Here is a 19,733-nt window from a genome sequence, read left to right on the forward strand (position 1 = left end):
TGTGCGCGGCCGGTCTTTCGTGTTCCCGGGCCGTTGAACCGGCGTCAAGAACCTGTGTACGCCATGGAGAACGCGCGTAGATCGACCGCGGTGAGACTCCGTCATGTCAGACGGCAAGCACGCACGAAAGGCACCGAACCCATGACAGTGCTCCCGCAGAACGGCCAGGTCTACGTCCTCAAGTCCGCCAGCGGCACGGCGGCGGACGTCAGTTCCTCCAGCACCGCGCCCTGCACCCGGGTCCAGGCCTGGCAGCCGAACGGCACCAAGGCCCAGAGCTGGGTCTTCTGGGCCAAGGAGAACGGCACCTGGCTGCTGGAGACCGGCCTCACCCAGGGCACCCACGGCCCCGGCCAGGCCATGGTGATGGACTACGACTTCAACGCCTTCAACACCCACCTCTACAAGGAGCACGGCCAGGACAACCAGCGCTGGTACGTCGAGGACGCCGGCGACGGCTGGGTCCGGCTGCGCACCGCCCGGAGCGACGGCGGCTACCTGACGGCGGACCAGGTGGGCAGCGCGCTCGGGGTCTGGGCGCTGGACCAGGGCGGAAGCGGGCAGCGCTGGCAGCTGGTGCCGGTCGGCGGAGCGGGCAGCCCGGGCGGCTCGGGCGGCGGCCAGAACCAGCAGCCGCAGCCTCAGCCGCAGCAGCCGTCGGGTGGTGGCGGTGGCGGCGACGAGGGCCGGGTGATCGCCCTGGTCAACGCCTACCGCGCCCGCCGCGGCCTCGGCCCGGTCCAGTACGACGGCCGGCTCACCCCGGCGGCGACGGCCAGCAGCCAGGAGCAGGCCCGGCGGGGGCAGCAGGGCCACTGGGTCAACCTCGGCGACGCGTTCACCCGGGCCGGCTACCGCTGGGGCGGCCTCGGCGAGGTGGCCGGTGGCGCGCCCGGCCAGTGGAACACCCCGGACTCGATGGTCCAGGGCTGGATCGACCACCCGCCGCACGAGGAGATCCTGCGCGGCGACTTCCGCAACGCCGGCGCCTCCCGCACCGTCGGCGGCAACGGCATCTCCTACTGGTCGATGGTCTTCGCCCGCCCGCTCTGACCCGCCGCCAGTACACAACATCGTTACGCAACAAGGGATTTGCTCATGGGAACCGCCGACGCGATGATCGCGGCCGCCACCGCCGACCTGGGCTACCAGGAGGGCGCGGGCAACGACAGCAAGCACGGGGCCTGGTACGGCCTCAACCACAACCCCTGGTGCGACATGGCAGTGTCGTACTGGGCCGACCGGAGCGGCAACGCCGAGGCCGTCGGCCACTTCGCCTACTGCCCGGACCACGTGGGGTTCTTCCAGGACCGGGGCCAGTGGGTGGACGCCGACTCCGCCGCCCGGCGCGGTGACGTCGTCTTCTACGACTGGGACGAGGACGGCGTGGCCGACCACGTCGGCCTGGTCGTCGAGGACAGCGCACCCGGCCACCAGCTGACCACCATCGAGGGCAACACCAGCCCCGGGAACGGCGGTTCGCAGAGCAACGGGGACGGCTGCTACCGCCGCAACCGCCCCCGGGGCAGCGTGCTCGGCTTCGGCCGGCCGCCGTACGGCTCCGCTTCCGCGTCCGCCGCCCCGACCACCGACGGCTACCCGGGAACGCTGATCCGCAACGGCTCCAACGGCGGCCCGGTGGTCGCCGTCCAGCAGGCGCTGATCCGCCAGGGCTACGGCGGTCTGCTCGAACCCTGGGGCGCCGACGGGGACTTCGGGGACGCCACCGAGCAAGGGGTCTGCTCCTTCCAGGAGGACCGCTCGATCGAGGTGGACGGCGTGGTCGGACCGGTCACCTGGGGCCACCTGATGGCGTGACACCTGACGGTGCATCCGGACGGCCGAATGGGAAATCCGAGTGCGAATGATCTGTTGACGATCCTGCCGGACCAGGGCAAGACTGTGCGGCGGCCCCGCGCCGTGCGAGGTCGAGGTATGTCCCCACTTGCCAGGAGGACCGCATGGAAGCTCTGACCGTACAGACCCTGCCGGCCGACACCATGCTCGGCGACGCCGAGTTCGACCTCGTGATCGGCGAGTTGGAGCAGGACGCGCCCAAGGGCCAGCTGCAGAACCACAGCTGCATCCGGGTCTACTGCTCCTTCTAGAAGGTGGCGGGGGGACTTTTGCGGAAGTAAAGATTCCCCCCCCTGAACGGAATCGGGTGTCACCGAACTCGGTGGCACCCGACTCCTGTCGTGGGAATTCCGTCGGCGGGGCACATCGACGGAGACGGCCGTGACCATCCGGTGAGGGGCTGAATGGAACTGCGCGACCTCGGAGACGCCACCCGCGCGTCCGAACTCCCCCTCACGACACGGAGGTTGCTGACCGCGCTGGCCGAAGGCCGGGCCGGCCGGGCGTTCCCGCCCGTGGTCGTTGCCGGGCCGGACGGCACGCTCGCCGTCGAGCGTCCGCTGGGTGGTCCGTCCGATGCGCGGGCGCTGGCGCACGCGCTGTCCGACCCCCGGTTCGCGCCTCTGCACGAGGTGCTGCGACGGATCGACGCCTGGTCGGCGTCGGCGCCGGCCTCGGCCGGGGCCCGGCAGGTCGAGCCGCGGCTACTGCGGCCGGAGAACGCCGAGCTCTTCGGACCGCTGCTCACCGAGGCGCTGGAAGCCTGCGTGGCCGGTCCGGCCGAGCGGGCCGCGGGCTTCGCCGCCGAACGGGTCGGGCAGTACCTGGGGTTCCTGACACTGTTCCTCGAACGGCTGGCCCGCGACCAGCCCGCCGACCGTCGGGTCACCGGCCTGTGGGCGAACGGCGCGGAGACGCACAACGGCGGGCAGCGGGTGCTGCGGGTCGAGTTCGCCGACGGCGGCCGGCTCGCGTACAAGCCGCGACCTGCCACCGGCGAGCTGCTGTTCCTGGCCACCGAGGGCTCGGTGTTCGCCCTGCTCAACCAACTGCCGCCGGTGGCAGGGGAGATCAGGCTGCCGACGATGGACGTGCGGCCGGGCAACGGGCCGGGCAGCGGGCCGGGCAGCGGGCCGGGCAGCGGGCCGGGCAGCGGGCCGGGCAGCGGGCCGGGCCGGCCGTGCTACTCCTGGCAGGAGTGGATCGAGCCGCCGCAGAGCTGGGGCGTGCTGCGGACCGAGGGCCCGCTGAGGCTGCGCGGCGCCGTCCTGGAGCCCGGAGTGGCGGGCCGCTACTGGCACCGCGCCGGTTCGCTGTCCGCCGCCGCGTTCGCCTTCGGGATCACCGACCTGATCGACGGCAACGTGCTGATCGGGCAGCGCCCGGAGGAGGGCGAGCCGCTCCCCTACCCGGTCGACCTGGAGGCCTGCTTCGGCTCCGTGGACCGCCTGTTCGAGACCGGGCTGATGGCCGACCCGTCACTCGCCGCCCACCACCACGCCGGGCTGGAGAACGTCCCGCGCTGGTGCGAGCTGGACGGCCCCGCGACCTGCTGGCACCCGCAGCCGGACGGCTCGCTGCGGCTGGAGCGCCGGTCCCGTTCCCTGACCAGGACCGAGACCCGCACGGTGGTCGGCGACACCGAGGGCCGGGTGGGCTACGGCCCGTACCTGCCGTCGCTGCTGCGCGGCATGTTCGACGCCTGGACGCTGATGTGCCGCAACCGGGCCCGGATCGCCGAGTTCCTCGCGGAGCGGGTGGCCGGGCACGTGGTCCGGGTGATCGCCCGGCCGACGGCCGAGTACCCGGACGGTGGCGAACTCCCGTTCACCGAGGCCGAGTCGGCGCAGCTCGCCCGGGGCGACGTGCCGTACTTCTTCCGGGCCGCCGACGGCGGACCGCTGCTGACGGTGCGGATGCCGCCCGGCCACGAGCTGCTCGCGGATCCGGCCGAGGCCCCCGCGTGGGGCGAGGACCGGCCCTGGCCGCCGGTCGGCGCCGTCCGCGAGGGCGGCAAGCTCGACCTCGCCGGGCTCGGCATCGCGCTGCGCGACGCGGTCGAGTACGCGCACGAGACCCCGCCGGGGCCGGGCGAGTTGCACGACCCCGCACTCGGGGTGTGGCTCACCCGGCGCGGGCCGCGCGAGGGCGAGGTCTCCTTCGACTGGCCGCAGACGGGCCGCCGCATCACCTACTCCTGGGACGAGGCCAAGCTGCGGCTGCGGATCGACCCGCTGACCGAGGCGGCCGGACCGGTCGGACCTGTCGAACCAGTCCAACCAGCAGCGCGGGACGCGGCGGCCGGGCCGGCGGCCCGGACGGGTGCCGAGCTCCGCGATCGGCTGCTGCGCTTCGGCCGGCTCGACGCCGCGCTACGCGGCCCCTGGGCGGCCGGGGGCTTCACCGACAGCGATCTCGAAGCGCGGCTGGAGCGGCTGACCGACGCCGGGATCGCCTGGCTGCGCGGTGTGGTCGCCGAGCACGGCTGGCCCGGCCACGGCCTGGTCGGCCCGGAGGCCGCCACGGTGGCGGGCGCGCTGCTCCAACACCACGAAGGCGAGCTCGACTTCCGGCGCGAGTGCCTCACCCTGATCGAGGCCGCGGCCGAGGCGGGCGACATGCTCCCGCGCGACGCGGCCTACCTCACCGATTCGCTGCGCCGGGCCGAGGGCCGCCCGCAGCTGTACGGCACGAAGTTCGAGCGGGCCGCCACCGGCGAGCTGCGGCCCTGCCCGATCGAGGACGAGGACCGGGTGGACGAACGGCGCGCCGCCGCCGGACTGCAGCCGCTGGCCGCCTACGCGGCCCAGCTCGCGGAGAAGTACCCGGCACCCGAGCCAGGTGTCAAGAACGAAGAAGGGGTACGGGCGTGACCGCCACCGACTGGACCGAACTCCTCGCCCCGGCCTGGGGCAAGGAGCCCGTACTGCTCACGGCCGCCGCGCCGACGGACCCGGAGCAGCTGCACCGGACGGTCGTCGCCGCCTGCGCCTCGTTCCGGGCCGGCACGGTGTTCCGGACCTTCCCGCAGGTCCGCTTCCACACCGCGCTCGGCTGGCTCGGCGCGCCGGGCCGGCTGCTGCCCGACGCCGAGGACCCGGACCCGGCCGCCTACCGGGCCCGGCTGCGCCGCGAGCCGGCCGGCAGCGGCCCGGACACCGGATTCCTGCTGAGCGTCCGTCAACCCCTGCACATCGACTACGCGTTGTGGTCCTCGGTCCGGGACGGCCTGGAGCGGCTGTGGCACCGGGTCGGCCTGCCCTGCCTGCCGGTCGAGGCCGAGCTGACCGAGGGCGACGGGTACACCCGCGTCCGAGGCTTGGCCGCCCCCTCCGAACACGCCGTGCTGACCTGGGTGTTGGGCGGCACCCTGGAGGCCGAGCTGCACGAGACGGACGGTTCGCCGCGGATGCTGCGGGCCACCGCCGGCGAGCTGCTGTACTGGCCCGAGGGGTCCCGCTGGCGCGAACGCCACCTGGACGGCTGCCTGACGCTGCGGATCTCCGTCCCGCGCGGCCGGCACCTGGTGGCCGGAGCCGTCAAGAACCTGCTGGCGGAGGAGGTCCGGGACCGGCTGGCGTACGACGGCACGGTGCCCTGCCTGCCCTACCCGCCGTCCGACGGCGGGCCGGCCGCCCCGATGCTCGCCATCGGCGCGGCGGCCGGCGCCGCCGCCGGGGGCCCGGAGCTGCCCGCCGCGCTGCGCACCCGGTGGGCGGCCTGGTGTTCCTCCGCCTCACTGGAGCCCGCGCCCGAGCCGCGCGGGGACGTGGCCCTCGCCCCCGGGCAGCAGCTGCGAGTGGTGCGGGAGATCCTCCGGCAGCCGGACGGGCCCGGCCGGCGGATCTGGGCCGTCAACGGGCACACCTTCCCGGTCGGCGGGGCAGCGGGGGAGCTGATCGCCCAACAGCTGCCACTGGGGCGGGAATTGACGGTCGGCGAGCTCTGCCGGGCGGTGGGTGTGGACGAGCAGAACGCCGCCGTGACCGCGCTGGTCCGGAAGCTCTACCGACTGCGCGGAATCGAGTTCACCAAGAACGGGAGGGCGGACGGATGACGACCGCACACGCGAGCGAGCTGGCCGTCGTCCAAGGCCCGCTCGCCTGGGACGAGTTCACCGCTCGCTACTGGGACCGGCGCCCGGTGCTGGTCAAGGCCGTCCGCCCGGCGCCCTACGAGCTGGGCGAGATCTTCGCCACCGCCGCGCTCGCCACCCGGCCGCCGAGCCTGTACCTGATGCCGCCGAACGCCCAGTTCGCCGTCGGCCGCTTCCAGCAGTCCGAACCGGCGAGCTGGCTCCCGCGCGCCGAGGACGGCACCTTCGACGGCTACCGGCGGCGCCTGGACGGCGAGTTGGCCGCCTTCTCGGCGGAGCGCCGGTACGCGCTGACGGTGCACGCCTTCCACGCCTTCCACGCCGGACAGTGGGAGCGCCAGCGGGCCTTCTTCGAACCGCTCTGGGAGCGCACGGGGTTGCCGCTCTCGGGAGCCATCACCACGCTCTTCCACGGCAATTACGAGCACACCCCGGTCGGCGTCCACAAGGACCGCTTCGCGACCTTCATGTTCGCGCTCGAGGGCCGCAAGCGGATGCGGTTCTGGCGCGAGCGCCCGTGGACCGAGCCGGTGACCACCGTGCTCGACTACCAGCCGTACCTGGCAAGCTCGTTCACCGCCGAGCCCGAGCCCGGCGACCTGCTGTACTGGCCGTCCGACTACTACCACGTCGGCGAGAGCGTGGACGGCCGGTCCGCCACCAGCGTCAACGTCGGCGTGCCGCGCGAGGCGCACCGCGCCGTCTACGACGTGGACGACCTGCTGCTCGACCTGACGGCGGACGCGATGGTCGACCCGGACGCCGGCCTGAGGCGGCTGCCCGCCGCCACCGCCCCGCTCTCGGTCCCCGAGCCGCCCGCCGACGGCGCACTGCCCGAGGTGCTCGAACAGACCCTGCGGCTCTTCCAGGAGTACCGCGACCCCGAGCGGATCCAGCACCGGGTCACCGCCGTCTCCCTCCGCAACCTGACCGCGGCCGGCCTGACCCCCGCCCCACCGCCCGACACCCCCCGCCCGCTCCCCGACCACACGGTGCTCCGCGCCCGCACCCGCGTCCTCCACGCCCCGACCGCCGGCTCCCACCTCTGCGCCGCCAACGGCCACGTCACCGCCACCGCCCTGACCCCGCATCACCTCGCCCCACTCCTGCACCACCTGGCCACCACCGAGCTCACCCCACTACCGGTACGCGAACTGCTGGCCCCCCTGCCACCCACCGCCCGGACGGAAGCCCGCCACCTGCTGGAAGCCCTGGAGACCTTCCGCGCCCTGAGCCGGCTCTAGGGTGCCGGCCTTCGTCGTTCAGGTCACCCGGTCTTGAACTCCACCGGGCCGACGCTCATCCGGAAGTTCCCGTTGGAGTACAGCGTCGGACGGGCCTCCCGGTGGTTGCCGCTGTACTTCTCCACGTGGCGGATCTCGACGCCGCCCGGGACCGTGAAGTCGATGAGGGCGATGGCGACCCAGTAGGACAGGTTGCGGTCGTTGTAGAGCGGGACGGTGACGGTGGATCCACGGCCGTCGGTGATGACCGCCCGTGCTCCGTAGGACCGGAAGGAGCCGGTGCCGTTCTCGACCGCGCTGTAGGCGCAGATGAGGACGTAGCCCTGGAGATCCGGCCGCCGGATGGTGACGGTCTCCTTCCCGGGCACGCGGGCGTCCCCGTCGAGGGCCATGTACGGCGGTTCGGTGAGGGAACCGAGCCGGCGGTAGTAGACGACCTGCTCGGACTTGGTCGGCCTGGGGCCCTTGGGGGTGACGAGGCCGCAGGGCACGTGGAGGGCGTAGAGGTCCAGGTCCGCACCGGCCTGACGCCGGCCCGCACTGCCGCCGTCCCACTCCAGGCCGGCGGTGACGACGAGGTCCGGGTCGTCCTTGCGCAGGTTGATGACGGCTTGGCCGCCCTTGACGAGGGCGATCCTGCCGAGGGGTCCGGTGGGTCGGGCGTACGGGTGCGGCACCGCCGGGGCGTGGGACGGAAGCACCGCCGGGGCGGGCGTCGGCGCGGCCGGGGCCGGCGGGACCGCGGGCCCCGGGTCGTCCACGACGATGCCGAAGTCCGCCGCGAGACCCGCCAACCCACTGGACCAGCCCTGCCCGACGGCCCGGACCTTCCACGTCCCCGCCCTCCGGTACAGCTCGACGATGACCGCCACGGTCTCTCCACCGGTCATCGGCGGTGGAACGAATCCGAGGCGCGTAGGCCCGCACTCGATGCCGGCCCTCGGGGTACCGGCCGCGTCGAAGCGGGCGTGGGGGTGATCGACGTCGATGCTCGCCACGACGGCGACGCGTTCCACGGCGGCCGGAACGCGGTCGAGGTCCACCGCGACGGTGAGGCCGGCCACCGTCACGCCGTCCTGCGACGGGTGGTTGTAGAACACCAGGTCGTGGTCGCCCCGCACCTTGCCGTCGGCTCCGAGGAGGACGGCGGAGACGTCGACGGGGATGCCGGCCGCGGTGATGGTGACCCGGCAGTGGGTGCCGGCCAGGGCGGCGTTCGCACCCTTGGGGAGCGTGGTGGTCATCTGGGCCTCCTCCGTGATCCGTCCATGGTGGCGGCGGCGGCCCGGCCCCGCAGGGGAAGTGCCGGGATTCCGACGAAATGCGTAGTGCGCGGCCGCCGCTCGATAGGTAAACCATCGACATATGGCGAAACCGCACCTATGCTCACCCGCATGACCGACCGTCAACTGCAAGAGCCCACCAGAATGGTGCTCACCGCGCTCGCCGATGCCCCGCGGCACGGCTACGCGATCATCCAGGAGGTGCTGGCCATCTCCGCTGGCCGCACCCGGCTCAGCACCGGGACGCTGTACACCGCGCTCGACCGGCTGCTGCAGCAGGGCCTGATCGAGGTGGCGAGCGAGGAGGTGGTCGGCGGGCGGATGCGCCGGACCTTCGCGTTGACCGTGCGGGGGCAGGACGTGCTGGTCGAGGAGACCGGGCGGCTGCGGCAGGCCGTGGCCGAGACGGAGCGGCGCCTCGCGGTGCGGCTGCGGCCGAACGGGGCGGGCGCATGAGCGAGTTCACGTCCCCGCAGGCCGGGCGTCTGCTGATGGGGCTCTACCCCGCCCGCTACCGGGCCGCCCACGGTGAGGACATCGAGGCCGTGTTCGCGGAGACCGCCGAGGGGATGACGCGACGTCAGGTGTTCCGGGAGCGGCGGGACCTGGCCACGCACGCACTGCGGCTGCGGCTGCGGATCGGCCCGACGGACCCCGCCGGGCGGGTGCTGGCGGGGTCGGCGCCCGTCGTGCTCGGCGTCTCCGCCGGGATGATCCTCTCCATGCTGCTCCCCCAACTGCCCAGGATGGTCCAGTGGATCGTCGAACCGGCCCCGTCCCACAGCACCCTCGGCGACGTGTTGGTGGCGGTCACCGTGGTGGCCGTCTCCGCGCCGTGGCTGTCCGCCCTGGTGCTCGCCGTACTGGGCCGGTGGCGGCCGGCCCGGGTCGCCGGTGCGCTCGGCGCCCTGGCGTACACCGGACTGTTGGTCCTGCTGTACGGACCCCTCCGGGTATCCACCGCCGGCGACATCGTGGGCACGGCCCTGGGCGGGCTGGCGGTCCTGCTGGCACCGTCCGGGCTGGTGGACCTGAGCCGCCGCGGCCGGTGGGAGATCACCGGGCTCGCCCTGGGCGTCGGGCTGACCCTGACGGCGGCGGACCGGTTCGGGGCGCTGTCCCCGGACGGTGTCGTGCCCCTGCGGGCCATCGACCTCCAACCGGCCCTGCAGTGCACGGCGGTGGCGGCGCTGCTCGCGCTCCACCTGTCCACCCGGCACCCCGCCCTGCTCCGGTCGGCCGGGATCGCGCTCGGGGTGACGCCTTGGCTCCTGTTCATCCCGTTCACGCTCCTGGACCGCTTCTCGAACCCACACCGCACCCTGTGGCTGACGGCGACCTCCATGGCCCCGTTCGCCCTCGCCCTCGCGATCGCCCTGGTGGCCCGGCTGGTCCACCGCGCCCGCGGCGCGACCGAGCCCACCAACCCGGCCTGATCCACCGTCGTGGGGGGGGGGGGGGGGGGGGGGGGGGGGGGGGGGGGGGCGGGGGGGGGGGGCCCGGGGCGGGGGCGCCCGCGGGCGGGGGCCGGGGGGGCCCCCCCCCCCCGGGGGCCCCCCCCCCCCCCCCCCCCGGCCCTCCCCCCGGGGGGGGGGCCCGGCCCGGGGGGGGGGGCCGGCCCCCCACGACGTTTCAGGGACCCGCCACCATCGGTGCCCGGAGCGGACGGACCGCGAGGCGCAGGAGCGGCAGCGGATTGTCATCGCCCGCGGTGCGGTTGGCGCTCAACTCGCCGCAGCTGAGGCACTGGTGGATGATCAGCCACTCCCCGTCCGGGCGGACGGAGAGGCCCAGGGCCTCCATCCGGCCCCGGCAGGGCGAGGCGCGGTCGCCGGGGATCCGGTGGTCGACGTGGAGGCTGGCCAGGCAGTTGGGGCAGTGGTTGCGGTGGGCGGTGCCGGGGGCGTCGAGGGAGACGTCCAGGCGGCAGGAGACGCACCGGAAGTCGTGCGCCCGGTGGGTGCTGCCGAGGCCGTGCAGGACGTCCTTGTGGCGCTGCGGGCGCGGGGGGCGGTTCCGGCGGCGGTCGGCGTTGCTGCGTCGTGGCATGGCCGTCCCCCTCAGAGCGCGCCGAACGCTTCGAGTGGGAACGGGGGTTGGGCCAGTGGCCGGACCGCCGTCCGCATCAGGATCAGCTGGTTGTCGTCCGGGTGGACCGGGTTGGACGTCAGCTCGTCACAGCGGACGCAGCGGTGGATCACCATCCAGTCGCCGGTCCACAGCACGGCGATGGCGATCGGTGTCATCCGGCCGTGGCAGTCGCTCGGGCCGCTCTCGACCTGGTCGAGGACGTGCCGGGACTGGAGGCAGGACGGGCAGTGGTTCCGCCGTGTGCCGTCGGGCGCGAAGGTGGTGACGGTGAGGCCGCACCAGGCGCAGGCGAAGGTGGCGGTCTTCATGGTGGTGGAGACGGTGTGGTCGGAGTGGGAGTTGGACACCCGGGGTGCTCCTTGCTGAGAAGGCTTCGTTGACAGCAAGAGCAGGCCGAGCGGCCTCGACAGGGAACCCCGTCAGGAGTCGCCGACAGGGCGACGGAGAACGGGAGTTACGCGTTTTTGCGAGGCGCACTCGGCGCGGTCCGGGTCATACACTTCCCTGCCTTCCGGCCACGGTGGCCACTGGACGTCTCCGACGGAGCGGTCACGCTAACAACCACCTCCCGGGCGCCACCACCGATTTATCCGTCAGAGGCCGTGCCGGGCGAGGAAGCCCGTGACCAACTCCCGCCAGGCGTCCGGCTGTTCGGCCATCAGGACGTGCCCGGCCGCCAGCTCCGCGTACTCGGCCCCGGGGATGGCGGCGGCCAGGGCACGGGAGTTGCCGGGGTGGACCAGCAGGTCCTCGGTGGCGTTGACGACCAGGACCGGGACGGCGAGGGAGGCCAGGTCGGTGGTGGTGTCGGCCTCGGCGACCAGGCGGGCCTGGGCGGCGGTGCCGGCCGGGATGCCGGCCGAGACCAGCTCGACCAGGGAGGAAATGTCGTCCGCCGGAACGGAGTTGACGAAGGCGGCGCCGAAGCCGGAGGTGAGCGCGATCCGGGCGAAGGCCTCCCGGTCGTCGCGGGCCAGGGCGTCCTGCCAGACCTGCATGCCGAGGCGAAGCCGGTTGTCGGCCCGGGCGAAGCCGGCCGCGAGCACCAGTGCGCGCACCCGCTCCGGGTGCCGGGCGGCGGCCCGGACGGCGACGGCGGTGCCGAGCGAGTAGCCGATCACGGTGAAGGTCTCCACCCCGGCGTCGACGGCGCTCGCCACCACCGCGTCGGCCAGCCGGTCGAGGTCTAGCGGCCGGTCGTCGGCGGGGTAGGACGGGCCCACCACGGTGTGACGGGCACTCAACTCGGCGGCGAGCGGGCCGAAGTTCTCGGCGACGCCGCCGCCCGCGCCGTGCGCGAGCAGGATGCCGGAACCGGAGCCGGTGACGGTGGTGGACAGGGCGTAGGGGGCCTGAGCGGCCGGAATAGCGGTCATGACGGCCACGCTAGGTACTGACACCAGTGTGAAGGTCAACCCACCCCGGAGAGGCCCGGCATGCAGATCGGCGAACTGTCCCGGCGGACCGGAGTCCCGGCCCGCCTGCTCCGCTACTACGAGGAGCAGGGCCTGCTGCACCCCGCCCGCGATCCGAACGGCTACCGCAGCTACCCCGCCGAGGCCGTCCCCACCGTGCACCGCATCCGCGAGCTGCTGGAAGCGGGCCTGACCACCGAGGCGATCGGCCGCCTGCTGCCCTGCGCCCACGACGAGGGGCCGGGCGTGATGCCGTGCGACCTGTCGCTGTCCGTGCTGGACGAGCGCCTCGGCACGATGGACGAGCAGATCAAGCGGCTCCAGCTGCAGCGCGCGCTGCTCGGCGTCCAGCGCTCCGCCACCGCCGGACGCGATGTCCGGATCTGACGGGGAATCGTCATTGCCGCCATCGGGCGCCGAGCCCAGGATGGAGGCATGTCCACTCCGTCCGCACCGCCCGCCGCGCACCGCGTCGTGATCGCGGTCTTCCCCGACGTCGACCTGCTCGACGTGACCGGCCCGGCCGAGGTGTTCGCGCTCGCCAACCGGGAGACCGGGGGCCGGGCCGGGTACCGGGTCGAGCTGGCCGGGCCCGAGCCGGGTGAGGTGCGGACCTCTGCGGGGGTGCGGCTGGCCACCGACCTGGCGTTCGCCGAGGTCGAGGGCCGGGTGGACACGCTGCTGGTGCCGGGGGCGGTCGAGATGACCGCCGACGGGCCGGTGGCGCTGAACGATCCCCGGGTGGTGGCCTGGGTACGGGAGGCCGCGCCCCGGGCGGGCCGGGTGGCCTCGGTCTGCGTCGGTGCGCACGTGCTGGCCGAGGCCGGGCTGCTGGACGGGCTGACGGCGACCACGCACTGGTCCACCGCCGCCCAACTGGCCGCGGACCACCCGGCGGTGACGGTCGATCCGGACCCGATCTTCGTCCGGACCGACCGCGGCCGGATCTGGACCGGGGCCGGGATCAGCGCCTGCCTGGACCTCACGCTCGCCCTGGTGGCCGAGGATCAGGGCGAGGAGGTCGCGCTCGGGGTGGCCCGGCAGCTGGTGATGTACCTCAAGCGACAGGGCGGCCAGAGCCAGTTCTCGGTGCCGCTCTCCCGCCCGGCCTCGGCCCGCCGGGACATCGACGAGCTGCGCGTCTGGATCGCCGAGCACCTGGACGAGGACTTGTCCGCCGCCGCGTTGGCGGGCCGGATGTGCCTGAGCGAGCGCCACTTCGCCCGGGTCTTCAAGCAGGAGACCGGCACCAGCCCGGCCGACTACGTGCAGGCCGCCCGGGTGGAGGCGGCCCGCCGCCTGCTGGAGGGCACCGACGAACCGCTGGAGCGGCTCGCCGCGGCGGCCGGCTTCGGTTCGGCCGAGAGCCTGCACCGCGCGTTCCGCCGCCAACTGGCCACCACCCCGGCGGGCTACCGCCGCCGCTTCCGGACCGACCAGACCCACCCCTAGACCGACCGCCGACCCACCGCGTCGCCCCGCACCGGGCCCGACGCGCCCCACCCATGCCCGTTTTCTCACGGAAAGTCAGGTATCACCCATGATCATCGCCGACACCACCACCGCCTCCGCCACCCTCCGCGACGTCAGCGGCCTGGACAGCACCCCGCCCCGCCTGAGCGAGTCCGTGCTGGTCCTGATCGACTACCAGAACACCTACCGCTCCGGCGTGATGGCGCTCGACGGCGCCGAGGAGGCCGTCGCGGCCGGCGCCCGCCTGCTGGCCCGGGCCCGCGAACTCGGCACGCCCGTGGTCCACGTGGTCAACGACGGCGGCGAGGGCACCCCGTACGACATCCGGGCCGAGATCGGTGCGATCAGCCCGGAGCTCGCCCCGGTGGCGGGCGAGGCGGTGGTGGTCAAGCAGGTGCCGAACGCCTTCCACGGCACCGAGCTGGAGCAGGTGCTGCGCGGGATCGGCGTCGCCCCGGAGGACGGCAAGGACCTGGTGCTGGCCGGGTTCATGACCCACATGTGCGTCAACTTTACCGCCCAGGGCGCGTTCAACCTCGGCTACCGCCCCACCGTGGTCGCCGAGGCCAGCGCGACCCGGGCGCTGCCCGGCCCGGACGGCTCGGTGGTCCCGGCCGCGGTGCTGCACACCGTCGCGCTGACCACCGTCGCCGACCTGTTCGGCACCGTGGTCGAGACGGTCGACGGCCTGCCCGCCTAGGAGGGCTGCCCGCCCAGGAGGCCTGCCCGCCCGGCCGCGGCGGCCGGTCTACCGTGCGGCCGTGGCAGCCGCGCGGTAGACCGGGTCCTCGGCCAGGTCGGCCAGCAGGGCGTCCAGCTTGGCCCGGTCGACCGAGGGCATCAGGAAGACGTGCACGTAGTCCCGCCGGGAGGACGGGTCACCGGGGACGGTGAGCAGGCTCTCGGAGGAGAGCGACCACTTGGCCACCACCTCCGGTCCCGGCCGCCGGAACCGGACCGTCACCGCGCCCGGCGTGCGCGCCGTCCACAGCTCGGTGCCCAGCTCCCGCTCCAGCTCGCCGAGCCGCTGCTCCAGGTGGACGGCCAGCTCCTGGGACTGCCGTATCCGGTCCACCTGGTCCTGGTAGGAGTGCCGGGAGAGGTGGTCCCAGAGCACCAGCGGGGAGAAGCCGTTGCGGGAGCCGGCGAAGGTGGAGTCGGGCGCGCCGATGTACTCGGGCTGGGTGGGCGGCTCCAGCTGGTACTTGGTGCGGGTCATGAAGACCCCGCAGGGCCACGGCACCCCGGCCCACTTGTGGCCGCTCATCGCGATCGAGGAGACGAGGTCCAGCTCGCCGTGGGCGGCGGTGGGCAGCCGCAGCCCGAAGTCGAACTCCGGCAGGTCCTGCTCGGGCCGCCAGCCGTAGGTCTCCGGGTCAGCCGCCGCCAGCCGCACGAAGGGGGCGTACCCGCCGCCGAGCGCGCCGTCCACGTGGATCCAGAAGCCCCGGCGGACGGAACCGTCCGGCAGGTGACGCTCCATCAGTCCGTGCCGCTCGAAGACCGGAAGCAGGAGTTCACCGGCGGCGCGGACGTCGTCGTGCGCGCCCTTGAAGGTGCTGCCCAGGTTGAAGTTGACGAAGACCGGGTGGCCCTTGGCGGCGAAGAACTCGACCAGCACGGCGAGCGCCCGCGGGTCCATCGCGCCGGGCCCGTCCCAGGAGTGGCCGGAGGGGCCGGCCAGCGAGGGGACCTCGGTGGGCCAGGCGCCGCCGAGCGGGCACTCGTCCGGGTAGAGCTCGGCGCCGACGGTGTGGAAGGTGGAGACGCCGAGCACCCGGACGGCCTTGGCGAAGGAGTAGTGGGTGTCCTCGGAGTAGAACGCGACCGGCTGCGGCGCGCCGGGGACGGTGAGGTAGTCCCGGGCGTTCCAGAGGGCGTACATGTTCCCCTCGGTGGAGCCCATCGAGAGCATGTAGCCCCAGTACGAGTCGGGGTCGGCCGGGTCGTACGGGCGGCCCGCGCGCCAGAGCTTGGCGTAGTAGTCGAGCACGGCGCGCTCGACCACCTTGGTGTTGGGCTTGTAGCCGCCGCTCTGGAACGGGTCGCCGAGGTTGTTGATGTTGCTGAGCATGAACCGGGCCAGGTCGAGCGCGCTGCCGGCCAGCGACTGGGTCGCCTGGTAGCCGACCAGGTGCTGCCGCTTGCGGGTCAGGTAGTCGTCCATCGCGTCGAGCGCCCGCAGCCGCTCCTCGTCGGGCAGCCCGGCGGCCGGGATCTCGAACGCGCGGAGCTCCGGCTCGGGATCGGGGCCGGTCGCGGGGTGCCGGGTGACGGCGGGGCTGCTCATGGAGCCAGGATGAGTTTTCCGATGATCCAACGAAAGCGATCCGAACAATATTCGGAATCACGCCGTGGGAGCTTGCGGATCAGCGGCCGGAGCGGGGAGCCTGGGGGACGTGCCGAATTATCGTCAGCCCGCCCGCGGCCCCGTGGACGAAATCGACCAGGCGATCCTGCGGGTCCTGGTGGAGAATGCCCGGACCCCGAACAACGCCCTCGCCGAGGCCGTCGGGATCGCCCCCTCGACCTGCCTGGCCCGGGTCCGCTCGCTCCGCGAGCGCGGCATCATCAAGGGGTTCCGGACCGAGGTCGACCCGGCCGCGATCGGGCTGCCGCTGCAGGCGATGATCTCCGTCCGGCTGCGGGCGCACACCCGCGAGCAGAACGAGAGCTTCCGCAGCACGGCACCCGCACTCCCCGGCGTGCTGGCCGTGTTCCACATGGCCGGCTCCGACGACTACCTGCTGCACGTGGGCGTGGCCGGCCCCGAGGGCCTGCGCGACTTCGTGGTCGACCACCTCACCACCCACCCCGCGGTGGCCCAGACCCGCACCAACCTGATCTTCGAGCAGATACCGGGCCGCCACTACCTCACCCCGGAGGGCTGACCACCCGTCAGCCCTCGCGGTTTCGCCGCGCCACTTGTCCGGTTATGGTCGATTTCTGACGGACCGTGACCGAGAGGGAGAGCGATGGCGCTGCACGAGGTGCGGGAGCACGGGACGTACGACGGGGCCACGGACGTGTTCGCCTCGGCGCTGAGCGAGCACGTCCTGCCCAAGCACCACATGCCGGCCGAGCACTCCCCTCCCGAGGTGGTCTACGCCCTGCTCCACAACGAGCTGCTGCTGGACGGCAACGCCGCGCAGAACCTGGCCACCTTCTGCACCACCTGGACCGACGACGAGGTGCGGCGGCTGATGGCCGAGTGCCTCGACAAGAACATGATCGACAAGGACGAGTACCCGCAGACCGCCGAGATCGAGTCCCGCTGCGTCAACATCCTGGGCGACCTCTGGCACGCCCCGGCCGGTCCCGACGGCACCGCCGTCGGCTGCTCCACCACCGGCTCCAGCGAGGCCGCCATGCTGGGCGGGCTGGCGCTGAAGTGGCGCTGGCGGGAGCGCCGCCGCCGGGAGGGCCGGCCCGCCGACCGGCCCAACCTGGTGGCCGGGCCGGTGCAGGTCTGCTGGGAGAAGTTCGCCCGGTACTTCGACGTCGAGCTGCGCCAGGTGCCGCTGGAGCCCGGCGCCACCGGCCTGCGGCCGCACCAGCTGCGCGAGTACGTCGACGAGAACACCATCGGCGTGGTGGCGATCATGGGCGTCACGTACACCTGCGACTACGAGCCGGTGGCCGAGATCGCCGCCGAGCTGGACCGGATCCAGGCCGAGACCGGCCTCGACGTTCCGGTGCACGTGGACGCGGCCAGCGGCGGCTTCGTCGCGCCGTTCCTCCACCCGGACCTGGTCTGGGACTTCCGGCTGCCCCGGGTCGCCTCGATCAACGCCTCCGGGCACAAGTACGGCCTGGCACCGCTCGGCGTCGGCTGGGCCGTCTGGCGGACGGCCGAACTCCTCCCGGAGGAGCTGGTGTTCCGGGTCTCCTACCTGGGCGGCGACATGCCGACCTTCGCGCTCAACTTCTCCCGCCCCGGCGGCGGGGTGGTCGCGCAGTACTACACCTTCCTGCGGCTGGGCCGGGGCGGCTACCGCCGGGTGCAGCTGGCCTGCGCCGAGACCGCCCACCACCTGGCCCGGGAGATCACCGCCATGGGCCCGTTCACCCTGCTGTACGACGGCACCGGGGCGCTGCCCGCCGTCTCCTACACGCTCACCGACCCCGAGGGCGCCGGCTTCACCCTCTACGACCTCTCCGACCAGCTGCGGATGCGCGGCTGGCAGGTGCCCTCGTACCCGCTGCCGGCGGACCGTCAGGACACGGTGATCCAAAGGGTGCTGGTCCGCCACGGCATCGGGCGGGACGAGATCGAACTGCTCGCCCGGGACATCCGCGCCTCCGTGGCCCGGCTGACCAAGGGCACCCCGGCCGAGGCCGACCGGAGCGGCTTCCGGCACTGACACCGGCGGGGGTCGCGTGGCACCATCGGCCCCGTGGACCTCGTGACCCCCGCCGACACCGCCCGGCTGACCTTCCGCCGGATGACCCCGGACGACCTCGGTGACCTGGCCGCGCTGCTCGGCGACCCGGCCGTGATGCGCTACTACCCGCGCCCCAAGTCCCGTGCGGAGGCGTCCTCCTGGATCGACTGGAACCTCCGGCTGTACCGGGAGAGGGGCCACGGGCTCTGGCGGGTCGGCCTGCGCGGCAGCGACGCGTTCGTCGGCGACTGCGGGCTGACGCCCCAGGAGATCGACGGGGCGACGGAGCTGGAGGTCGGCTACCACGTCCGGCCCGCGCTGCAGGGGCGCGGCTACGCCACCGAGGCGGCCGCCGCCTGCCGCGACTTCGCCCGCGACGTGCTCCGCGCGCCCCGGCTGACCGCGATCGTCCACCCGTCGAACACCGCCTCGCAGCGGGTCGCCGAGCGGATCGGCCTCCCGCTGGAGCGGATCACCACCTCCCGCACCGGGGCGCCGGTCCACCTGCACGCGGCCGACCTCCGGGCGGCCCGGCTCACCGCCCCCGCGCCGCCCGCCACCGGCTGACCGCCGCCCACCCGGCCCGCCCGGCCCGCCACCGGGGCGGCACCGCCGGCAGGCCCATTTCGGCGGCCAGCGACCGCAGATGAGCCTCCATCAGGGCACGGTCGAAGGAGACGTACCCGGCCCGCTCCCGGTCCGGACGGCAGTCCTCCCGGAGCACCTCGGGCACCCGCTCCGCCCCGGTCACGGCCGCGTGCTCCACCCGGAGCAGCACCCGCTCGGCGCCGCCCCGCTCCACCACGTACAGGTCGCTCGAGGCCGGGTCCTGGTACCAGCGTCCGTTGATCCGGGCCAGGAAGAGCAGCACGTGGTCACCGGGCTCCGGCGCGTGCTGCCCCCAACTGCCCGACCGCCCGACGAACTCGAACGACTCCCCCGCCCGCACCCCGAACTCCCGCGCGCAGTACACCTCCCGGACCACCGCCCGGAGGTGCTGCGGCCGCGGCCGCCCGGTGATCCGGACCCGCACCAGGTCGTGCCGCCGCAGCTGCTCCCCCATCCAGGCCATGCCGTCAGGCCTCCCGCGGCCGCCCGCGCAGCGCCTCCTGGGCAGCCACGTAACGGAGCATCAGCCGGGCCGGCTCGACCCGGTCCCGCTCTTCCCAGTCGGCGGTGACCTGGCCGCAGGCGGCACGCTGGTGACGGCGGGACCGGGCCATCAACTCCCGCCCCTCCTCGGTGAGGTGGAGCACGGTGCGGCGACCGCCCCGACGGCGTCGAGCAGTTCCTCGTCCTCTTCCGGCCGGCGCTTCGTCATGCCGCCATCGTAAACCGCACGCCCGGACCACGGCCCGGGCTCGTGCCCCGAGCTCAGGCCTCGACGCCGGCCGCGTCCAGAGCAGCCGTGACCTTGGCCAACTGGGCGTGCAGCGTGGCGAGTTCGGAGACCGGCAGGCCGGTGGCGGCCAGGATGCGGCGCGGCACCTCGACGGCCTCGTCGCGCAGCCGTACCCCCGCCTCGGTGAGGCTCACGACCACCGAGCGCTCGTCCTCCGGGCTGCGCTCGCGGTGGATCAGGCCGGCCGCCTCCAGGCGCTTGAGCAGCGGGGAGAGGGTGCCCGAGTCGAGCCGCAGGTGTTCGCCGATCCGCTTGACCGGGAGTGCGCCCTGCTCCCAGAGCACCAGCATCACCAGGTACTGGGGGTAGGTGATCCCGAGGTCCTTGAGGATCACCCGGTAGACGCCGTTGAAGGCGCGCGAGGCGGCGTGCAGCGAGAAGCAGATCTGGCTGTCGAGCCGGAGGAAGTCCTCGTCCGGCAGCTCGGTGGGCGGCTTGGTCATGGGTCCAGCGTAACGCCACCCCGCACGATTCAGTTGCGCACAAT

Annotated in this window: 22 protein-coding genes; 14 read left to right on the forward strand and 8 right to left on the reverse strand. The window is 73.7% G+C overall.

What is annotated here, in order from left to right; genetic code table 11:
- Positions 1-141 precede the first annotated feature (141 nt).
- From ACZ6ZR_RS25980 to ACZ6ZR_RS26005, 6 genes are all read left to right on the forward strand, one after another.
- Positions 142-1,053, forward strand: coding sequence for a CAP domain-containing protein (locus ACZ6ZR_RS25980; protein WP_465646146.1), 912 nt, complete (start codon positions 142-144; stop codon positions 1,051-1,053).
- A 45-nt stretch (positions 1,054-1,098) separates the two neighbouring features.
- Positions 1,099-1,818, forward strand: coding sequence for a peptidoglycan-binding domain-containing protein (locus ACZ6ZR_RS25985; protein ID WP_465646148.1), 720 nt, complete (start codon positions 1,099-1,101; stop codon positions 1,816-1,818).
- A gap of 143 nt (positions 1,819-1,961) precedes the next feature.
- Positions 1,962-2,108: a hypothetical protein gene (locus tag ACZ6ZR_RS25990; RefSeq protein ID WP_465646150.1), complete on the forward strand. Its 147-nt coding sequence runs from the start codon at positions 1,962-1,964 to the stop codon at positions 2,106-2,108.
- A 153-nt stretch (positions 2,109-2,261) separates the two neighbouring features.
- Positions 2,262-4,730: a DUF6624 domain-containing protein gene (locus ACZ6ZR_RS25995; protein ID WP_465646152.1), complete on the forward strand. Its 2,469-nt coding sequence runs from the start codon at positions 2,262-2,264 to the stop codon at positions 4,728-4,730.
- Positions 4,727-5,914, forward strand: a complete 1,188-nt coding sequence (locus ACZ6ZR_RS26000; RefSeq protein WP_465646154.1) for a hypothetical protein — start codon at positions 4,727-4,729, stop codon at positions 5,912-5,914. The genes ACZ6ZR_RS25995 and ACZ6ZR_RS26000 overlap by 4 nt, the downstream gene beginning before the upstream one ends.
- The gene (locus ACZ6ZR_RS26005; protein WP_465646156.1) at positions 5,911-7,197 is read left to right on the forward strand and encodes a JmjC domain-containing protein; all 1,287 of its coding nucleotides are present in this window, start codon (positions 5,911-5,913) and stop codon (positions 7,195-7,197) included. The genes ACZ6ZR_RS26000 and ACZ6ZR_RS26005 overlap by 4 nt, the downstream gene beginning before the upstream one ends.
- Before the next feature lie 23 nt (positions 7,198-7,220).
- Here ACZ6ZR_RS26005 and ACZ6ZR_RS26010 read toward each other — a convergent pair whose 3' ends face one another.
- On the reverse strand, positions 7,221-8,441 hold the full coding sequence (locus ACZ6ZR_RS26010) for a TerD family protein (RefSeq protein WP_465646158.1): 1,221 nt from the start codon (positions 8,439-8,441) through the stop codon (positions 7,221-7,223).
- A 150-nt stretch (positions 8,442-8,591) separates the two neighbouring features.
- Between ACZ6ZR_RS26010 and ACZ6ZR_RS26015 the strand changes: the two genes are divergently transcribed.
- Both ACZ6ZR_RS26015 and ACZ6ZR_RS26020 read left to right on the forward strand, forming a co-directional pair.
- Positions 8,592-8,936, forward strand: coding sequence for a PadR family transcriptional regulator (locus ACZ6ZR_RS26015; RefSeq protein ID WP_465646160.1), 345 nt, complete (start codon positions 8,592-8,594; stop codon positions 8,934-8,936).
- Positions 8,933-9,916, forward strand: coding sequence for a hypothetical protein (locus ACZ6ZR_RS26020; protein ID WP_465646162.1), 984 nt, complete (start codon positions 8,933-8,935; stop codon positions 9,914-9,916). The genes ACZ6ZR_RS26015 and ACZ6ZR_RS26020 overlap by 4 nt, the downstream gene beginning before the upstream one ends.
- Before the next feature lie 196 nt (positions 9,917-10,112).
- Here ACZ6ZR_RS26020 and ACZ6ZR_RS26025 read toward each other — a convergent pair whose 3' ends face one another.
- The 3 genes from ACZ6ZR_RS26025 to ACZ6ZR_RS26035 all read right to left on the reverse strand — a co-directional run bounded on the left by ACZ6ZR_RS26025 (position 10,113) and on the right by ACZ6ZR_RS26035 (position 11,947).
- Positions 10,113-10,529, reverse strand: coding sequence for an RNHCP domain-containing protein (locus ACZ6ZR_RS26025; protein WP_465646164.1), 417 nt, complete (start codon positions 10,527-10,529; stop codon positions 10,113-10,115).
- Positions 10,530-10,540: 11 nt separating this feature from the next.
- Complete coding sequence (locus ACZ6ZR_RS26030) at positions 10,541-10,879, reverse strand: RNHCP domain-containing protein (RefSeq protein ID WP_465646230.1); 339 nt, start codon at positions 10,877-10,879, stop codon at positions 10,541-10,543.
- Positions 10,880-11,164: 285 nt separating this feature from the next.
- Complete coding sequence (locus ACZ6ZR_RS26035; RefSeq protein ID WP_465646166.1) at positions 11,165-11,947, reverse strand: alpha/beta fold hydrolase; 783 nt, start codon at positions 11,945-11,947, stop codon at positions 11,165-11,167.
- A 60-nt stretch (positions 11,948-12,007) separates the two neighbouring features.
- Between ACZ6ZR_RS26035 and ACZ6ZR_RS26040 the strand changes: the two genes are divergently transcribed.
- The 3 genes from ACZ6ZR_RS26040 to ACZ6ZR_RS26050 all read left to right on the forward strand — a co-directional run bounded on the left by ACZ6ZR_RS26040 (position 12,008) and on the right by ACZ6ZR_RS26050 (position 14,159).
- The gene (locus ACZ6ZR_RS26040) at positions 12,008-12,373 is read left to right on the forward strand and encodes a MerR family transcriptional regulator (RefSeq protein WP_465646168.1); all 366 of its coding nucleotides are present in this window, start codon (positions 12,008-12,010) and stop codon (positions 12,371-12,373) included.
- A 48-nt stretch (positions 12,374-12,421) separates the two neighbouring features.
- On the forward strand, positions 12,422-13,438 hold the full coding sequence (locus ACZ6ZR_RS26045) for a GlxA family transcriptional regulator (protein ID WP_465646170.1): 1,017 nt from the start codon (positions 12,422-12,424) through the stop codon (positions 13,436-13,438).
- An 88-nt stretch (positions 13,439-13,526) separates the two neighbouring features.
- Positions 13,527-14,159, forward strand: coding sequence for an isochorismatase family protein (locus tag ACZ6ZR_RS26050; protein WP_465646172.1), 633 nt, complete (start codon positions 13,527-13,529; stop codon positions 14,157-14,159).
- 48 nt (positions 14,160-14,207) lie between these two features.
- Here the strand turns inward: ACZ6ZR_RS26050 and ACZ6ZR_RS26055 are convergent, their stop codons facing one another.
- Positions 14,208-15,749: a PLP-dependent aminotransferase family protein gene (locus ACZ6ZR_RS26055; protein ID WP_465646174.1), complete on the reverse strand. Its 1,542-nt coding sequence runs from the start codon at positions 15,747-15,749 to the stop codon at positions 14,208-14,210.
- 109 nt (positions 15,750-15,858) lie between these two features.
- On the opposite strand from ACZ6ZR_RS26055, the gene ACZ6ZR_RS26060 reads away from it, so the two are divergent.
- From ACZ6ZR_RS26060 to ACZ6ZR_RS26070, 3 genes are all read left to right on the forward strand, one after another.
- Positions 15,859-16,350: an Lrp/AsnC family transcriptional regulator gene (locus ACZ6ZR_RS26060; RefSeq protein WP_465646176.1), complete on the forward strand. Its 492-nt coding sequence runs from the start codon at positions 15,859-15,861 to the stop codon at positions 16,348-16,350.
- Between the two features lie 84 nt (positions 16,351-16,434).
- On the forward strand, positions 16,435-17,823 hold the full coding sequence (locus tag ACZ6ZR_RS26065; RefSeq protein ID WP_465646178.1) for a glutamate decarboxylase: 1,389 nt from the start codon (positions 16,435-16,437) through the stop codon (positions 17,821-17,823).
- Positions 17,824-17,856: 33 nt separating this feature from the next.
- Positions 17,857-18,411: a GNAT family N-acetyltransferase gene (locus tag ACZ6ZR_RS26070; RefSeq protein ID WP_465646179.1), complete on the forward strand. Its 555-nt coding sequence runs from the start codon at positions 17,857-17,859 to the stop codon at positions 18,409-18,411.
- On the opposite strand, the gene ACZ6ZR_RS26075 is transcribed toward ACZ6ZR_RS26070, so the two are convergent.
- The 3 genes from ACZ6ZR_RS26075 to ACZ6ZR_RS26085 form a co-directional block, all read right to left on the reverse strand.
- A complete protein-coding gene (locus ACZ6ZR_RS26075) occupies positions 18,380-18,916 on the reverse strand; it encodes a hypothetical protein (protein WP_465646181.1) in 537 nt (178 codons plus the stop codon). The genes ACZ6ZR_RS26070 and ACZ6ZR_RS26075 overlap by 32 nt on opposite strands.
- Before the next feature lie 4 nt (positions 18,917-18,920).
- Positions 18,921-19,100: a hypothetical protein gene (locus ACZ6ZR_RS26080; protein WP_465646183.1), complete on the reverse strand. Its 180-nt coding sequence runs from the start codon at positions 19,098-19,100 to the stop codon at positions 18,921-18,923.
- A 118-nt stretch (positions 19,101-19,218) separates the two neighbouring features.
- Positions 19,219-19,689 carry a MarR family winged helix-turn-helix transcriptional regulator gene (locus tag ACZ6ZR_RS26085; RefSeq protein WP_465646185.1) on the reverse strand — a complete coding sequence of 157 codons (471 nt, stop codon included), beginning with the start codon at positions 19,687-19,689 and terminating at the stop codon, positions 19,219-19,221.
- Between the last annotated feature and the right edge of the window lie 44 nt (positions 19,690-19,733).

The organism is Kitasatospora sp. NPDC088742 (assembly GCF_055584905.1).

Excerpts from the sequence above, each read along its gene's own strand:
- ACZ6ZR_RS26035 (WP_465646166.1), bottom strand. The coding sequence starts at position 11,947 with ATGACCGCTATTCCGGCCGCTCAGGCCCCCTACGCCCTGTCCACCACC.
- ACZ6ZR_RS26050 (WP_465646172.1), top strand. The coding sequence starts at position 13,527 with ATGATCATCGCCGACACCACCACCGCCTCCGCCACCCTCCGCGACGTC.
- ACZ6ZR_RS26075 (WP_465646181.1), bottom strand. The coding sequence starts at position 18,916 with ATGGCCTGGATGGGGGAGCAGCTGCGGCGGCACGACCTGGTGCGGGTC.
- ACZ6ZR_RS26020 (WP_465646162.1), top strand. The coding sequence starts at position 8,933 with ATGAGCGAGTTCACGTCCCCGCAGGCCGGGCGTCTGCTGATGGGGCTC.
- ACZ6ZR_RS26085 (WP_465646185.1), bottom strand. The coding sequence starts at position 19,689 with ATGACCAAGCCGCCCACCGAGCTGCCGGACGAGGACTTCCTCCGGCTC.
- ACZ6ZR_RS26065 (WP_465646178.1), top strand. The coding sequence starts at position 16,435 with ATGGCGCTGCACGAGGTGCGGGAGCACGGGACGTACGACGGGGCCACG.
- ACZ6ZR_RS26045 (WP_465646170.1), top strand. The coding sequence starts at position 12,422 with ATGTCCACTCCGTCCGCACCGCCCGCCGCGCACCGCGTCGTGATCGCG.
- ACZ6ZR_RS26015 (WP_465646160.1), top strand. The coding sequence starts at position 8,592 with ATGACCGACCGTCAACTGCAAGAGCCCACCAGAATGGTGCTCACCGCG.
- ACZ6ZR_RS26040 (WP_465646168.1), top strand. The coding sequence starts at position 12,008 with ATGCAGATCGGCGAACTGTCCCGGCGGACCGGAGTCCCGGCCCGCCTG.
- ACZ6ZR_RS26030 (WP_465646230.1), bottom strand. The coding sequence starts at position 10,879 with ATGAAGACCGCCACCTTCGCCTGCGCCTGGTGCGGCCTCACCGTCACC.
- ACZ6ZR_RS25995 (WP_465646152.1), top strand. The coding sequence starts at position 2,262 with ATGGAACTGCGCGACCTCGGAGACGCCACCCGCGCGTCCGAACTCCCC.
- ACZ6ZR_RS25980 (WP_465646146.1), top strand. The coding sequence starts at position 142 with ATGACAGTGCTCCCGCAGAACGGCCAGGTCTACGTCCTCAAGTCCGCC.
- ACZ6ZR_RS26010 (WP_465646158.1), bottom strand. The coding sequence starts at position 8,441 with ATGACCACCACGCTCCCCAAGGGTGCGAACGCCGCCCTGGCCGGCACC.
- ACZ6ZR_RS26005 (WP_465646156.1), top strand. The coding sequence starts at position 5,911 with ATGACGACCGCACACGCGAGCGAGCTGGCCGTCGTCCAAGGCCCGCTC.
- ACZ6ZR_RS26055 (WP_465646174.1), bottom strand. The coding sequence starts at position 15,749 with ATGAGCAGCCCCGCCGTCACCCGGCACCCCGCGACCGGCCCCGATCCC.
- ACZ6ZR_RS26025 (WP_465646164.1), bottom strand. The coding sequence starts at position 10,529 with ATGCCACGACGCAGCAACGCCGACCGCCGCCGGAACCGCCCCCCGCGC.
- ACZ6ZR_RS25990 (WP_465646150.1), top strand. The coding sequence starts at position 1,962 with ATGGAAGCTCTGACCGTACAGACCCTGCCGGCCGACACCATGCTCGGC.
- ACZ6ZR_RS25985 (WP_465646148.1), top strand. The coding sequence starts at position 1,099 with ATGGGAACCGCCGACGCGATGATCGCGGCCGCCACCGCCGACCTGGGC.